The following is a 14,679-nucleotide window of genomic DNA, read 5'->3' on the forward strand; positions in this document are numbered from 1 at the left end:
TGGTTATCCCGAGTTTAAAAACGAGATTATGGCTTCATTTTGGCCTCCGAGAAATAGGGTGGTCATTGGTCATTGGTCATTGGTTCGGGGGTGGGGGGCTGCGGTTATTGGTCATTGGTCATTGGTCACTGGTCATTGGTCACTGGTCACTGGTCATTGGTCATTGGTCACTGGTCATTGGTCATTGGTCACTGGTCATTGGTCACTGGTACTCCCTCAAAGGACAAAGGACAAAGGACAAAGGACAAAGGACAAATGACAAATGACAAAGGACAAATGACAAATGACCTTCGATTGAGCTGCATGACAGTTGGCGAGTTTTTCACTCACTCGATTCCGGGATGGTTCGTAAAATAAATGAGCGGCGGTTTCGATTTTTTGCATTTCCGCTTGCCACTGCTGCAACTTGAAGTTGCGTTCTTTCTCTTCGCTAGCGGAAGGAGTTGGCAGGCCGGTTTCGCGGCTGTATTTGCCGTGGTCGGGGTGTAATCCTTTAAAATACTTCGTCCCTTCATTGGGATAAATTCCTCTTTCCCTGAGCAGTTGTTCGCAGTAGCCTTGCCAGAGATAAATGAAGACGCGGGAAGCAAAATCCGGATGCGCTCAAAGCGATCGCTATAATTCGCCCAAAAATCCCGGCGACGTTGTAGCTGATTCGACTCCCAATCGCGAAGATTCAACTGCTTTAACAACAGCTTGACTAATTTCTGGGAATCCCCATAATTCAGCGCTCCAATCCAATTTTTTAAAGCTTCTTTGGCGGGGGTCGAGAGTTCGCTCCAGCGAGACTCGGGAGTGGTGATGCCATAGTGGTTTTGCAACCACTTTACAAGGTCTGGGAACCGCTCGCCTAATTCTTTCCGCAGGTTGAGAAGCAGATATTCCACCCCATCCAAATGCTGTTTTGCTGACATTTCATTCAAGCATTGAATCAGCAGGTTAGCCCAATCCGGATCCGGCTTGGCTTGCTTGGCAAATTTCCTGACCATCGCTGGAAATACTTCGGCGATCGCCTCAATCTCTTGGGGGAGTTCCGCCGCTTTCAGCAAGTCTTTCGGGGTGAGTAAATGTTCAAAACTGAGACAAGCAATCTTCTGCGCCGCTTTCGGTTTTTTGAGTGCCAAGAGAATATCCACGGTTACGCGATCGCCGGTGTTAAACTGCGAGGCAAACTGCGCGAAGCAATCCGCCAAAGAGGTGGGCAAGATTTTCCCACCGAGGCTGTTCTGGGTTTCTGGAATATCGCGATCGCCCCTGGATTCGCAATTGTCTCCAACGTTCTCCCTTGGCGGTAACGATCCATTTTCCGCCTTCACCGCAGCGGTTTTATCCCGGTTATAATGCAACGCCAAACGCCAAAATAATCGCCGTTTAATCACCTGGTCAGACAGGGCAAATTGCCAAATCCCTCGGGAGGTTTCTTTCTGGCGATCGCGACTTTGCCCCCGGTCCCATTTCCCTTTCGCATAGAAGCAGTAAACCCACTCCAAAATCGTTACCCGTTCGCCTTTCCCCGTCTCAATATCCGCCAGAATCTCATCGAGACTGCGCGACGGTGTTGCCTGATTTCTGGGCACCTCTGGGGGTAATTTTGGCGGCGGCATTCCCTCACTTTCTCCGCTTGCCGATTTCGGATACAGTTGGGGAAGCGGTGGCAGTTGTAATTTTCTAAACTGAACGTTCATGCTTACTCCTCCGGCAAAGATGATTCAAATTCAAACAATTTTCCCCAATCTTGCGGCCTTAATTGGAACCGAAATACCACCTTTCGGTCTCTGGGCGAATCCACTTGTTGATTGGCATCCAATTCCCCACGACCGGCTGCCAATACTTTTTGTTTAAAATCCGCTTGGGTGGGAAACTGCAGAGAAGAAATATACTCCGACACCGACAAAGCCCGTTGCAAGCTCAGATCCATATTTTCTCTTTCGGTGCCAAAGGAACTGGTGTGACCTTCCACAATCACCCGGGTAATCATTCGGTCAAATTCATCATTGGAGAAAATCACTTTGCTGTAAACGGGAATGAAGCTCCGCAGAAACTGTTTGCCGGCTGGCTTGAGTTCGGCACTACCTTCATCGAACAAAATCGCATCGGGAATGCTCACATCTCCGGTTTTTTGGTCTACTTGCAAGTTTTCTCCCCCGGGAACTTCTTGGCGCAGGGTATTGAGGATGACCAGGGGAAGTTTATCGAAGGCTTCTTGGTACTGCTTGAGCTGCACCATCACGGTGATGAATAGCAGGGCAAAAAACATCAGCAGTCCTGACATTAAATCCCCAATGGAAAGCCAAATACCGGCGTCGTGCTCCTCTAATACTTCATCCGCCAATTCAAAGTCGGAAAAATCGCTCATTAGCTTTGGCTCCCATTTCCATTCTTCAGTTCTTTGGCTGAGGCTACTGAGGCTACTAAGTAATGGGATACATCCATCACGCCATGAAGGTTCTGGTTAATTTGCTGGCATACTGCAGCGGATGCCCTATCCCGCTCTTCGAGACCTTTTGTGTAGATTTCATGGGCTTCTTGCAAATATTTCATAAGCTGCTCGTTGCCATTTTTCAGGGCTTCGTCAAATTGCTTCGCCATGTTTTGATAAGCGCTGTCAATCTGCTGCGCTTCGCTGCCAATTTTGCGAATAATTTCTTGCAACTGTTGCAGGCGTTCCCCGGAGGTTAACCCGGTTTTGTTTGCTAAGTTGTAAACTGTCTTAGCTGTGTCCTTAATCGAAGCCATAGCTTCTGTAATCGCCGTCCTCATTTCCCAAGCATCTTCTAGGAAGACCTGCTTCAGTGCGGCAATGACTTGTTCCAATTCCTCTCGTTGGGCGCGGAGAGTTTCTTCTAGCAGATTTTTTTGCGATTCAAAGAATTTATTAAGGGATTCCTGGTATTCGATGCGGAATTTTTCTAACTCTTCCTGGACGGTTGCGCGAGTGTTTTGCAGCATCTTATCTACATGGGTTAAAGTATCCAGCAAGTTGTTTTTGGCTTGGTTCATCAGTGCAGATGCTTCTTTGCCCACGGTTCGCAGGGTATCGGTTTGTTCCTTAAAGGCTTTTTGGGCATCTTCGAGAACTGTTTTGGTGCGCGCTTCCACTCCTTCGAGCATTTCTTGTTGTTTTTCTGCCTGTTTATCCAGGGATTGCTCGAGTTCTTGGCGGATGCCTCGGAAGCTTTCTGCTGTTTGCTTGGCACTCTGGTCAAAGGCTTCGCGCTGGGCTTTCATGCCTTCGATACTTTCGGCAACGGCTTGTTTGATTTTTTCGGAAACTGTGAGGAGCACACCTTGCGTATCCTGGCTGAATTGGTGGAGAATTCCTTGTAAATCCAGTGCAAATTGTTTCAGGTCTGTGAGGGTTTGGGTTTGGAATTCCTGAATGGTTTTGACGGCTTCGGCCAATTGTTTGGTAATGTCTCCCAAGGCAGTTTTCAGCTCTTTAACTGCCTGGGATGCTTCTTTGGTGAGTCGGGCACTTTCATCGAGGCGTCGGACAACTGGTTCGATTAATTCGTCGCGCAGTCGCGTTACCAGATAGTCTACGGTTTGACCTTGCTGTTGTTGCAATTCGCGAATTTGGGATAATTCGGCTTGCATAGAGTTGAGTGCGGGAGTCAGTTGGGCGCTGGTTTCGCGAGCGATCGCCTCGGGAGTGAGCTGATTCAAATGAACCAGCATTGGATTGAGTTCTTCATGGAGGGCCGATCGCATGGATGTAGCAACGGCTTGTCCAATCGCGTCAGCACTGAGGCTACTCTGTGCCCCGGCGGTCCGAGGTGCCATGTCCAACAGAACGGGTGCGATGTCGGCGAGAATGCGTCCCGGGGTGAGCAGAAAGGCCATTTTGCTCAATTTTTGGCGCAAACTGTCCCGTCGCCATTGTCGCAGGCGTTCTCCAGCGGCGAGGAATAACATAAACACACTGGCACTCCCCAATCCCCACAAGGAAGTTGAGAAGGCGAACTTCATCCCGGAGAGCAATTCGGTACTGGTTTGCAACAAGGTATCGGTTTCTTGGATGGCGTCGAGATTGACTCCTTGCAACCCGAAGTAAATGCCGGTGAAGGTTCCCAACACTCCCAATGCGGTCAATAATGTGGGGGCAAAGTACACCGGACCGCGCGGGATGGGTTTGCTGAGTACCGTGGGGGAGGAGAGCATCACAAAGCTACCGGCTTCTTGCTTGGGGAAAAATCGATTCCCTTTCATTTCGCCGGCAAAATGCCGCAGGAACCATGCCCGCATGTTTTCATCGAGGTTGAGGCCATTGCCGTCGGTTTTCTGGTATTTTTTGAGGGTGCCGATCGCCTTTGCAGCAGGTCCGCAGCGAGTGGTGCAATACCGCGCGATGGAGAGAACTTCGCATAGGGCAGCAACGATCGCCACTGCCAAAATCACCAGAACAAATAGGGAATTCACCATAATTGGTATCCTTTTTTACAGATTTTTCATGTTTTCTATGTAGTCCGGTGAGAACAATTCTTCGGCGACTCGCACCGGCAGGTGGGCGGCATCGGTGTGCCCAGCTACGGATTCCCGGAGACGTAACCCATACAGGGGTTCCTCACGTTCCGCATCTGGATCTAATGCCAGATAAACGCGATCGGGTGCATACTGGCGCAACAATCGCACCTGCAACCGATTTTTGATTTCTGCTAGGGATGTGACCAAGGAGGCAATATCCCCAAATTCTCGCGCCACTTTCCACGCGCGATTGATGGCGTGGATTTCGTTAATCAGTTGTTCTAGAGAGGGGTTTAAGAGCGTGGTCACGCTAGATTCACGATTCACTTGCCTTTGAATATCCAATATTCGGTACTATCAAAGCCAGCTTTGACAAGGGGTTTGAGGGAGAGTTGGGGAAATTAAGCCCCTACTCGATAACTTTATAGGGATGGTTTCGGGAAGTTGAGATAATCTGTACTGCGGACGGATGGCGATCGGACGATGGCGGGCGGTCGGGAACTGCGATCGCCTCACGGGGTCAACCATAAATTCTGTTATTTTACGATTAAATCTTTTATTATCCTTCCGTCAAACCGTGTTTACACGTAACTTTGTAGCAGGAAATGCCTACAAACCACCGTATAAACACAGTGGCTTGTAAACAAATATTACGGAGTATCGGATTGATAAGTAGCACAAAATCGTCTCCCGCGATCGGGCGACATGAGAGAACTCCGCTGGCGGATCCCAATGTTAGCTTTCCATAACAAAAGCAATTATGGATCCATGTTGGCCCCCAGGGATTGAATTGTTCCATCCACGGTTATGGTTTGACGATAAGCAGGTCTCCTCAAAATAGCGGCTTCTAAGTACCTATTGGGGAGAAATTCAAATTTTATGCACATGTGGCAAAAAAATTTTGGTCAGTGGTCGTTGGTCGTTGGTCATTGGTAGTTAGTAATTGGGAATTGGTCACTGGTCAGTGGTAACAGGTCATGTGGTAACAGGTCAGTGGTAACAGGTACTCCCTCAAAGGACAAACGACAAATTGACCAATGACAAAAGACCAATGACCAATGACCAATGACCAATGACCAATACTTACTGCTGAGGGGTGCAGCACTCTACGATCGCTTCATCGGCGAGATGGCCCAACCCAATGGATTGCAGGAGTTCTTGCCACTCCTGTGCGATATCCCCGTCTTCGGGATTATCCCGCTGCAATTGGGCGAGGGTGGTGACGGTTTCGTGCCACAATCGATTTGCGGCATAGAGTTCCACGCGCTGTAGGGGTGCGATCGCGGTTTCTAGGCGATCGTCGAGTGCGCGATTGGGGGCAACTCGTTGGACTGCGCCTCTGACCACTTCATCCTCGGCGCGGATTCTGGGATTGCATCGATAGGCGAATCGCCACAGATATTCCTGACCGATTTCTAAGGGGGGCGCGCTATCCGGTAAGCGGATGCTGACAATTCCGGGAGTTTCGGAAATGGGCAGGATGAGGCTATACACTTCCATTTCTTCTTCATCCATGAGGGTGAATTCCACGTCCCGGGGAGGATTGGAGGGATAGGGGACGTAAAACCAGAAGGTGGGATGGGGGGAAATGGTGTAGTTGACGCGGGCGGGAATTAAAGCAGTTAGGGGTTTATCCACGGCGGGACAGGAGGTGCGACTTCCAGACCCTTCGCGATCGTCCGGGGGTTCGGGATCTGGGGGTTCGAACTCGGTGGCGAGGAGTGATTCTGACAATGGGGAATGAGGAGTCTCGCCGGTGAGTTCTTTGCTAGCGCTTCCGTACACTCTCGCCCCCGGTACCATCCCGATGAGGACGATCGCGGCGATCGCCGATCGCAATTTCCCGCTATTCCACGATTGACCTAAGCGATTGGACAAGGTTCTAATCCTCCGTACAGTTTTTCTTCTCTCTACCTATCGCCGGGGGAGCAAACATTTACGCAAAATTCTCATTGGTCATTGGTCATTGGTCATTTGTCATTGACCAGTGACCAGTTACCTGTTACCAACAACCCATAACTAATAACCAATGCCAATGCTGGGGGGATGAGAGGAACCCAAGTGCCTTGGAGGAAGAGGAGAAAGCAGAGTGCATATAGAACAGCGATCGCGGTTGCGATCGCGCCAACGGTTCGCAGGGGACCTCGGATGCCCCAGAAGATAACGCCACCGACGGCGGACCACAGGGCAATCCAGATTGTTTCTCCCCACCAAAACCAGACGCCGATGAGGGGACGCCCGTCGAGGACAGCGCTGAGGATTTGACTGACCATCTGCGCTTGCAGCATGAGGCCGGGGATTTCTGCGGAGGGAGATTGTGCCACGGTGTGGGGGGTGACAAACGACTTGGGACTGGTACTGCTAGCGGTGACGCCGATGAGTGCGATTCGGTCTTCGATCGCGTTGGGGTTAAATTGTCCGTTTAATACTTCGGTGAGGGTGAGGGTTTCGGCCACGGGGGAGGAGCGATAATTTAACATCATATACCATCCTCCTTTGCCGAGGGTTTTATATCCACCGCTATTGCGTTTCATCTGATGAAATAGGGTGTTTTCGAGTTTTACGGGGGTGTCTGTATCCTTGGGTCGGTGGGGGAAAATATTTTCCGCTGCGAGATATTTTTCGGCGAGTTTAAAGCTTAACGCCATTCCGGTGTTGCAGTCGGATTCTTGTTGTTTCATAAACAGGAGATGACGGCGCACGACATTATCTGGATCGATGAGGAAATCATCGAATCCCAGGCGGTTGTCGGGGATGACGGGGAGCGATCGCACCACTTCTCGATCGGGTTTTTCAAAGCTACATACGGCAAACACATTGGATTGTTGCTGTAGTTGGGAGATTAATTCGGAATGACCGGGAGGAACGGGGAAATCTCGATAAAGGGTTAATCCGATCGCGCGCGGTTGATGCGGTGCTAATTTTTGCAACAGTTGAGTGAGTTTGGCATCGGAAATGGGATATTCTTCCAGGTCTTGCACGTCACTTTCGGTTATTTCCACGATTACAATGCGCGGATCGGGTGGTTCTGGAGGATGCGATCGCATAAAGCGATCGTAGGCGCTCAGTTCCCATCCCTGTAACAGTCCCAATTGGCGGATGAGGATAACGAGAAAAGCGACAATTAAACTCGGTATCCAAAACCAGCGATCGCGCAATCCATCAGCATGGCGGGTTACTTTGTGCGGTGGTTTTTGCCAGCGCATCGGCACTTCGGCGGGATTTTGACAGATAATGGGCAACCAACTGGCACAGGGGAATTTATCTTCTAATCCTTGCAGTCGTTCTCGCGCTTGGCGGACGGCTAAATAGAAGGAAGAACCGCGAGAAAATGCCTTGACAAAATGGACTAAAAATGCATTAGCCACCCGGTCGGCGATCGGTTCTCGCATGACGATAATTTGGGGAATGTGTAAATCCGCCAATTCCCTGGCCAACCCCAATCCCTCACAAGAGTTAAAAATGGCCAGTTGCAATCCGCGACCGATAGCGGTTTTCAGGGCAGATTTCAGATGAGAAATCCCGATTTTGTCTGCAGGATTGATGGCCAATAATCCGCGATCGCCCTCTTCTTGGTGCTCGCTATGACCCGCAAAAAATAAGATATCCCACCCGCGCTCGTCCCACAAGCGATCGTCGAGTTCCTCCCGAGAAGGTTCGACCAAAAATACCGTTTCTGCATCGGGAATTGCGGCTAAAATTTCGCGATCGGCGGTAATATCGATGCCGTTGCTATTGCCCAAAATGGCTAAAATTCTGATACAATCTCGGGAATGGGATTTTTCCACCCGCTGATATTGCGGCGCGCTCAAGGCAATTTCTGCTTTGGGAAAATCGGACAAAAAGTTCCAGAAATGCCAAGGTAAGCGGCGCAGGGATTCATCATCGGTTTCGATAATCAGTTGAATTTCTTCTCCGGGATGCAGATGCGATCGCAATCGGCGATCGATAGAACGAAATTCCTCCGCATCGAGCCATTCATTGATAAGCTGAAGGTACTGGGTGCAAATATCGGCCAATTCAACTTGCGAAACATTGGTAACATCTTCGCGCTCGATTTTAATGCGCGGATGCCATCCCGGAGTGCGATATAATGCCTGATAGATTAATTGCCAGCGACGATAAATGGCATTTAATTCCGTTGCTGGAGGTAAAGCCCCCGTAAACTTAAACGGACGAGGATTTTCCGGTTCCCAAAGTAAGGCGGTAACATTGGGAAAACCGGAACGTAAATTGCCGGATCCGAGATTAATTACGACGATTCTTGACAAGAAACTACCCTTTTAAATCTCAAAGCGTTCTACAATTGAGGCATTTTCTAGCGCCACTTGGATCGAAAACCGTTCTCCCCTTTCTCCTCTAAATCGAGGAAGTTGGATGTAGTTATCTTGACGGCGCGATCGCACGTCTTGCAATATCTCCCCAGAGGGTGATAGTAATGCCAAGTTTAGATTGGGCGGTAAATAGGTTTCGCCATCTGGCGGATACAGTCGCACTCTCACCACCACCCCGTCAGGTTCCGGTGTTAGGGCGACAAGCAATACGAGGGATTGATTCCCAAATTGCATTTCTAAGTCTATCAGTTTTGCGCGTTCCACCTCCGCATCCCCATCCCGGGGAGAATTGCGGAAGTTATAAGCAACGGTTCGATCGCCAAAAATTGTTTGGGGAGACTGCCAATTTTGGGCAAAGATGCCTTGCAACCATTCACTGAGGCGCAGGAAATTATTAGCAGAAGCGATCGCGTTGGCGGCGGTGGTGTCACTGCGGCACAACGCTTCTACAGCGGTTAGCAAATCCTCTAGGGGTTGCAACTCACTGGGGGATAACTGTTGGCGATCGACCCGGGGAATAAATCCGAGAATATTCGCTTCGGTCAGCGAGTCTTTTATCTGCACCACTACATATCCAATGCGATCGCACCACACTTCTGGGGGAATTCTACAGGTTTGCTGATGTTCTCGCATCGGACGACATTCCACACGACCCAATCCCGTCAGCGGTAAATCCGCTACATCACTTCCCAAGCAAGCGATCGGATTCCAACTATCCCCCGCCTTCAATTCGGTGGGAATTCCCATCCACTGCAAATAATTATTCACCACCCACACCGCTAGGATATTAAAATAAACTTGTTCTGCTTTTTCACGAGTGGGTTGTTGGCGCGCCAACTGCTTTGCTTTCCGACGCCCCTTTCCACCGATTAACATCGGCACGGCAAAGTTTTCTATTTCTCGAGTATTATAAATCATGGTTGATTGGTCATTGATTGATTGGTCATTGGTTTATTGGTCATGGGTCATGGGTCATTGGTCATTGGTTGTTGGTTATTGGTCATTGACAAAAAACCAATGACCTTTTTATAAATATCCTTCTGATTCGCCAAATTTACGCAATTGAGGCATGCATTTGCGCTGATAAAAGCTGCTGAGGGTGGACACTGACACCCCCAATTCAGCGGAGAGGGTTTCCCAGGGGGTTTCTGGGGGTAAGCGGCGCAGGATCAACAGTTGAGCGGTGACATCTTTGCGACCTCGGATGTGGAGACCCCGTAATTCCCCATCCGGGTCAGTTTTCGCCCACTGGCGGGTTGCTTGTAGCATGGGCGGGATATCCGGGGGGGCCGCAAAGCGATCGAGAAAGTTGAGGGAACCGTCATCATCGAAAGGCGGTGACGGGGAAACCCGGCGGTTGTTTTGCTGTTGCGCTTTGATGACCCGATCTTTGAGGCGTTGCTTGAGGTAAAAATTCAGCCAAGTGGTGACGCGACTGCGATCGGGGTTGTATTTTTCTTTTGCTGTATTTGCTTCACAGAGATTCTGGCAAAAATACAGCCAAGTTTGTTGCCAAACTTCTTCATAATCGGGGTGATAGTCTCGCCACAGTTTGCTCGAGTTAACAATCAGACGGTACAGTTGAGTTAACCCTCGCCGGCGTTGGGCGCTGTGCGGAGGGTGGCGACAAGTCTGTTCGATGAGCGATCGCAGTTGTGCTTCTAAAGGATCCATAGCTGATTGGAGTGGCAGAGCAGCAGAATTTTTTCCATTGTTGCGCTTAATTTGGTAAGCTCATAGTAAAGTGGGATTTAGCGTGCATTGTCCCAAACCGCCCATGCGTCTCAAAATCATTTCGTCCTGTGTTCTTCCCATCGGGTTTATCGTTCTCGGTGACATCCAGTTTACCAAACTTCCGTCCTGGGGAATCGGCATGTCCCCCGGATTGGCCCAAGCTGAAGGAGAAACGATGGTTGGTGAAGCGATGCAATTGTACGAACTTGGCGATCGACAAGTTTCTGAAGGGAAACTGCACGAAGCGTTGGAGACATTCGATCGCGCTTTGCGGAGGGCGCGGGAAGAAGGCGATCGCGTATTGGAAGCGGTTATTTTGAATGATATCGGGGTGGTTTATCGCAATCTGGGCGACTATTCTCAGGGGTTGTAATTTTTAAGCCAAGCGCTCACTCTGCGCCAAGAAATTAACGATAAATCCGGTATCGGTCAGACGTTAGTCAATCTGGCTGCAGTGTATCAATCCCAGGCCAATTATCCCGAAGCGCTGGATTTTTTGCAGCAAGCTTTGGCAATTCTTAGAGAGGAGAAAGAGCGGTATGGGGAAGCGGTGATTCTCAACAATATGGGAGAGATTTACCGAGGATTGGGACAAGCGCGCCATGCTTTGAGTTACTTTGAAAAAGCGCGATCGCTATTCGATGCAGAGGGCGATAAATTTGCAGTGGGTATCGCCGTGGCGAATATTGGTGCGGCATATGATGCGTTAGGCGAGTATTCTCAGGCGTTAGAATTTTACCAAGAAGCAGTGGCGATCGCCACTGCAGTGGAAGATGCCGTGGGAATCGGTCAAACCCTGTTAAATATGGGGGCGGTTTATGAAAAGTTAGCCGAGTATTCCCAAGCGTTGGAATCCTACCAGCAAGGGTTAGAGGTGATGCGCGCTGTGGGAGATTTGGATGCGATCGCCCAAGCGCTGAACAATATCGGGTCAGTTCACCGACTGCGCGGAGACTATTCCCAAGCGTTGCAATTCTACGATCGCGCTTTAGAAATTCGGCAAAATATCGGCAATCGCGCGGGCATTGCTGTCACCCTGAACAATCAAGGGGTTGCTTTAGTGGAAGCGGGGAAAATTCCCGAAGCGATCGACACCTTATATGCGGCGATCGATGCGTTAGAATCCCTTCGTCCCGGATTGAGCGATCGCAACAAAATCTCGATTTTCGATAAATATCGTTCCAGTTATAGTGTCTTGCAAAAAGCATTACTGGCGCAAAATCAAATCGAAACGGCTTTAGAAGTTTCTGAAAGAGGTCGCGCCCGGGCTTTTGTAGAATTAATCGCCCGCCGGGTTTCTCCCGAAGCGGCGCAAGAGTATGCCAATGAGAGGATTTCTTCCCCCACGATTGCGGAAATCAAGCAAGTCGCAGGGGCGCAGAATGCCACGTTAGTAGAATATTCGATTGCAATCGATAATAAAGGGGAAAATTCTCAGCTTTTAATTTGGGTGGTCAAACCTACGGGAGAAATTCACGCCCGCCAAGTGGAATTAAGCAGTTTAGAGCAATATCGGGATAATTTGGTGCCGTTTTTGGTGCGTGGAGAACCGGATGGGAATTCGGATAGTTTGTTAACGGCTTTGGTGCGCGGAACTCGCGCTGATTTGGCAGAACCTCTGCTTAGCATTCCCGCCGATCGCGTCAGTTCTGTGAAGTTAAAGAAATTGCCCCAATTATTGATAAAACCGATTGCGGATGTACTACCAAAAAATCCGGAAGAGCGGGTGATTTTTGTGCCGCATAACGAGTTATTTTTCGTCCCGTTTCCGGCGCTGCAAGATGAGGCGGGTCGCTACTTAATCGAAAATCACACAATTCTCACTGCTCCAGCAATTCAGGTGTTACAGTTAATCGCACAAGAAGCAACCGGCGATCGCGCCACAGGAGAGGCGTTGGTGGTGGGCAATCCGGTGATGCCGGTGGTTTCCAGACAACCGGGAGAAGAGGCGCAAACCTTTGATAAGTTACCCGGGGCGGAACAAGAAGCGATCGCCGTCGGGGCACTTCTGAATACCGAACCGTTAATCGGAAGTGAGGTTACCGAAACTCGGGTATTGCAGCGGATTTCTACAGCAGATAGAGTGCATTTGGCCACACATGGGTTGCTTGACGATTATAGCACCTCCGGTATCCCCGGGGCGATCGTACTCGCCCCCGGCGACGCGGCGGATGGATTGCTCACCGCTGAGGAAATTATGGCCCTGAACCTGAATGCTTCGCTGGTGGTATTGAGTGCTTGCAATACCGGGGGCGGAAATATTACTGGCGATGGGATTGTTGGATTGTCTCGCGCCTTACTTGGTGCCGGTGCGAAAAGCGCGATCGTCACGTTATGGAAAGTTGAAGACGCTCCTACCGCACAATTCATGCCCGATTTTTATCGCTTTCTCGCACAAACCGGCGATCGCGCCGTGGCCCTGCGACAGGCAATGCTGGCAACTATGCAACAACATCCCAACCCCCGCTACTGGGCAGCGTTTACCCTCATCGGCGAATCTCGGAGTCGGCGATAGGCGATCGCATTTTTGCCTGTTTCATGTTACTTTGGTAGAGTATTCAGATGCAGCAGAGATGTAACATATGGGTGTGGTTAGAGTGAAAATTCAACTCAAAAATCCCACTGATGTTAAATTAGCCAATCGAACCAATCCGCATTGAATTGCAAGGACTTCAGATGACGGAACCTGCTATGGTTGCTGGGGCAGAAGTGCTTATTGGTCAGACAGTTTTGGAGACATTGGCTTTGCTGGTCGATTGTTTAAATGAGCGTCTAGTTTGCGCCCCAGACAATTAAGAGCGAGAGCTATAAAGGCAGAAGTTGAGCCAAAAGATATGAATCGAGTCAAAGTTAAGGTGATTCTCACGAATTACGATTTCCCGGGATGTATTGCAGACGTTGGGTTTAGAAATTGGGCGAAAGCAGGTGATGCAATGTAATGACGGGAGCAAACCAGTGGCAGAATTGACCGATCCGGTGACAATTGAGTTCGCCGATCGCACTGCGACGGTAGAAACCCTCGTTGCTGGGGATGAAGTGGCGATCGGACGAATTGCGTTGGAATGGTTAGATATGGTAGTAGACGAATCCAATCGGCGCTTAATTCCCAATCCCGCACATCCGCACGGTCCGGTTTATCGAATTTAATCTGCTGCTATATATAAACCTCTCCGGTAGGCAATGCCGATTTCCACCCACAAAAAATTTCGGACAATTCAGCGAAAATAGATTACAATAAAATATTGACAGTTTAGGGTAAAGAAAGTTTATGGGATGCGGACTGTATCTCTATGGTATTTTCCCCGCACCGGGGCCACAAGGATTGGCATTGCAAGGGTTAGACAAACAACCAGTGCAAACCCAGGTTGTGGATGAGTTTACCTTCTTATATTCCGAGGCAAAACAGAAGCGATATTTGGCCTCGCGCCGCAATTTACTCGGGCACGAAAAAGTCTTGGAAGATGCGATGCAGCAGGGATATCGCACCTTGCTGCCTTTGCAATTTGGATTGGTGGTGGAGGATTGGGATGCGGTGAGCGAGCAACTGATTGTTCCTCATAAAACTCGCTTGCAGGCGCTATTCGAGCAATTGGAAGGCAAGCGGGAAGTGGGGGTAAAAATATTTTGGGATACTAATGCCGAGTTACAATTAATGCTAGAAGAAAACCCGGAGTTAAAGGCAAAACGGGACAGTTTGCAAGGGCAAGTGCTGAGTATGGATCTAACCATCCAAATCGGGCAAGAATTAGAGCGATCGCTCGAACAGCGCAAAGAAGCCATTATCAACCGCTTCCGGGAAGAACTCAATGACTTAGCATTTGAGGTGGTGGAAAATGAATTGCTCTCCGAGGCGAGTATTTATAATGCCGCTTATCTGATTCCTTGGGATGCAGAAGCAACCTTCGGCGATCGCGTGGAATCCCTCGATCGCGAATTTGAACAACGGCTCCGCATCCGTTACAATAACTTTACCGCCCCTTTTAACTTCGCCCAACTCGATCGGGTTTAAGCTGACATCGAATTGTTAAAATAGAGCGGGAGTTGGGTGGGCAATGCCCACCCGATATCATCTCTAGGAATGAGGGGGAACGAGGAAAGTAGATACAATTGAGGTAAAGTAGGATTAGACTGTTCGTTTCATCGACAA

General features: G+C 49.6%; 12 protein-coding genes and 2 pseudogenes. 6 read left to right on the plus strand and 8 right to left on the minus strand.

The window, feature by feature from the left end:
* Positions 1 to 266, plus strand: a pseudogene (locus AC0QH1_RS11385) (hypothetical protein); the annotation flags it as partial.
* Positions 267 to 326: 60 nt separating this feature from the next.
* On the opposite strand, the gene AC0QH1_RS11390 reads toward AC0QH1_RS11385, so the two are convergent.
* From AC0QH1_RS11390 to AC0QH1_RS11425, 8 genes are all read right to left on the minus strand, one after another.
* Positions 327 to 1,685, minus strand: a complete 1,359-nt coding sequence (locus AC0QH1_RS11390) for an EH signature domain-containing protein (protein ID WP_324631224.1) — start codon at positions 1,683 to 1,685, stop codon at positions 327 to 329.
* 2 nt (positions 1,686 to 1,687) lie between these two features.
* Entirely contained in the window at positions 1,688 to 2,356 is a 669-nt protein-coding gene (locus AC0QH1_RS11395) for an OmpA/MotB family protein (RefSeq protein WP_324631225.1), read from the minus strand.
* Positions 2,356 to 4,422: a hypothetical protein gene (locus tag AC0QH1_RS11400; protein ID WP_324631226.1), complete on the minus strand. Its 2,067-nt coding sequence runs from the start codon at positions 4,420 to 4,422 to the stop codon at positions 2,356 to 2,358. Before AC0QH1_RS11400 ends, AC0QH1_RS11395 begins: the two co-directional genes overlap by 1 nt.
* A 15-nt stretch (positions 4,423 to 4,437) precedes the next feature.
* The gene (locus AC0QH1_RS11405; protein WP_324631227.1) at positions 4,438 to 4,773 is read right to left on the minus strand and encodes a hypothetical protein; all 336 of its coding nucleotides are present in this window, start codon (positions 4,771 to 4,773) and stop codon (positions 4,438 to 4,440) included.
* A gap of 774 nt (positions 4,774 to 5,547) precedes the next feature.
* Positions 5,548 to 6,342: a DUF928 domain-containing protein gene (locus tag AC0QH1_RS11410; protein WP_324631228.1), complete on the minus strand. Its 795-nt coding sequence runs from the start codon at positions 6,340 to 6,342 to the stop codon at positions 5,548 to 5,550.
* Between the two features lie 92 nt (positions 6,343 to 6,434).
* Positions 6,435 to 8,735, minus strand: coding sequence for a CHASE2 domain-containing protein (locus AC0QH1_RS11415; RefSeq protein WP_324631229.1), 2,301 nt, complete (start codon positions 8,733 to 8,735; stop codon positions 6,435 to 6,437).
* A gap of 12 nt (positions 8,736 to 8,747) precedes the next feature.
* Positions 8,748 to 9,716, minus strand: coding sequence for a DUF1822 family protein (locus AC0QH1_RS11420; protein WP_324631230.1), 969 nt, complete (start codon positions 9,714 to 9,716; stop codon positions 8,748 to 8,750).
* A gap of 108 nt (positions 9,717 to 9,824) precedes the next feature.
* On the minus strand, positions 9,825 to 10,472 hold the full coding sequence (locus AC0QH1_RS11425) for a sigma-70 family RNA polymerase sigma factor (RefSeq protein WP_324631231.1): 648 nt from the start codon (positions 10,470 to 10,472) through the stop codon (positions 9,825 to 9,827).
* 103 nt (positions 10,473 to 10,575) lie between these two features.
* On the opposite strand from AC0QH1_RS11425, the gene AC0QH1_RS11430 reads away from it, so the two are divergent.
* The 5 genes and pseudogenes from AC0QH1_RS11430 (at position 10,576) to gvpF (ending at position 14,541) form a co-directional block, all read left to right on the plus strand.
* Positions 10,576 to 10,905, plus strand: coding sequence for a tetratricopeptide repeat protein (locus AC0QH1_RS11430; RefSeq protein WP_324631233.1), 330 nt, complete (start codon positions 10,576 to 10,578; stop codon positions 10,903 to 10,905).
* 15 nt (positions 10,906 to 10,920) lie between these two features.
* Positions 10,921 to 11,415, plus strand: a pseudogene (locus AC0QH1_RS11435) (tetratricopeptide repeat protein); the annotation flags it as partial.
* A complete protein-coding gene (locus AC0QH1_RS11440) occupies positions 11,410 to 13,047 on the plus strand; it encodes a CHAT domain-containing protein (RefSeq protein WP_473154731.1) in 1,638 nt (545 codons plus the stop codon). The pseudogene AC0QH1_RS11435 and the gene AC0QH1_RS11440, both read left to right, overlap by 6 nt.
* Positions 13,048 to 13,457: 410 nt before the next feature.
* Positions 13,458 to 13,679 carry a hypothetical protein gene (locus AC0QH1_RS11445; protein WP_324631234.1) on the plus strand — a complete coding sequence of 74 codons (222 nt, stop codon included), beginning with the start codon at positions 13,458 to 13,460 and terminating at the stop codon, positions 13,677 to 13,679.
* Between the two features lie 121 nt (positions 13,680 to 13,800).
* The gene (gvpF, locus tag AC0QH1_RS11450) at positions 13,801 to 14,541 is read left to right on the plus strand and encodes a gas vesicle protein GvpF (protein ID WP_324631235.1); all 741 of its coding nucleotides are present in this window, start codon (positions 13,801 to 13,803) and stop codon (positions 14,539 to 14,541) included.
* The last annotated feature ends 138 nt before the right edge of the window (positions 14,542 to 14,679 follow it).

The sequence above is a fragment of the Phormidium sp. CCY1219 genome (assembly GCF_055795085.1).

Bases quoted from the DNA above. Each gene is read 5' to 3' on its own strand.
- AC0QH1_RS11390 (WP_324631224.1), bottom strand. From the start codon at position 1,685: ATGAACGTTCAGTTTAGAAAATTACAACTGCCACCGCTTCCCCAACTG.
- AC0QH1_RS11395 (WP_324631225.1), bottom strand. From the start codon at position 2,356: ATGAGCGATTTTTCCGACTTTGAATTGGCGGATGAAGTATTAGAGGAG.
- AC0QH1_RS11400 (WP_324631226.1), bottom strand. From the start codon at position 4,422: ATGGTGAATTCCCTATTTGTTCTGGTGATTTTGGCAGTGGCGATCGTT.
- AC0QH1_RS11420 (WP_324631230.1), bottom strand. From the start codon at position 9,716: ATGATTTATAATACTCGAGAAATAGAAAACTTTGCCGTGCCGATGTTA.
- AC0QH1_RS11425 (WP_324631231.1), bottom strand. From the start codon at position 10,472: ATGGATCCTTTAGAAGCACAACTGCGATCGCTCATCGAACAGACTTGT.
- AC0QH1_RS11430 (WP_324631233.1), top strand. From the start codon at position 10,576: ATGCGTCTCAAAATCATTTCGTCCTGTGTTCTTCCCATCGGGTTTATC.
- AC0QH1_RS11440 (WP_473154731.1), top strand. From the start codon at position 11,410: ATGCGCGCTGTGGGAGATTTGGATGCGATCGCCCAAGCGCTGAACAAT.
- gvpF (WP_324631235.1), top strand. From the start codon at position 13,801: ATGGGATGCGGACTGTATCTCTATGGTATTTTCCCCGCACCGGGGCCA.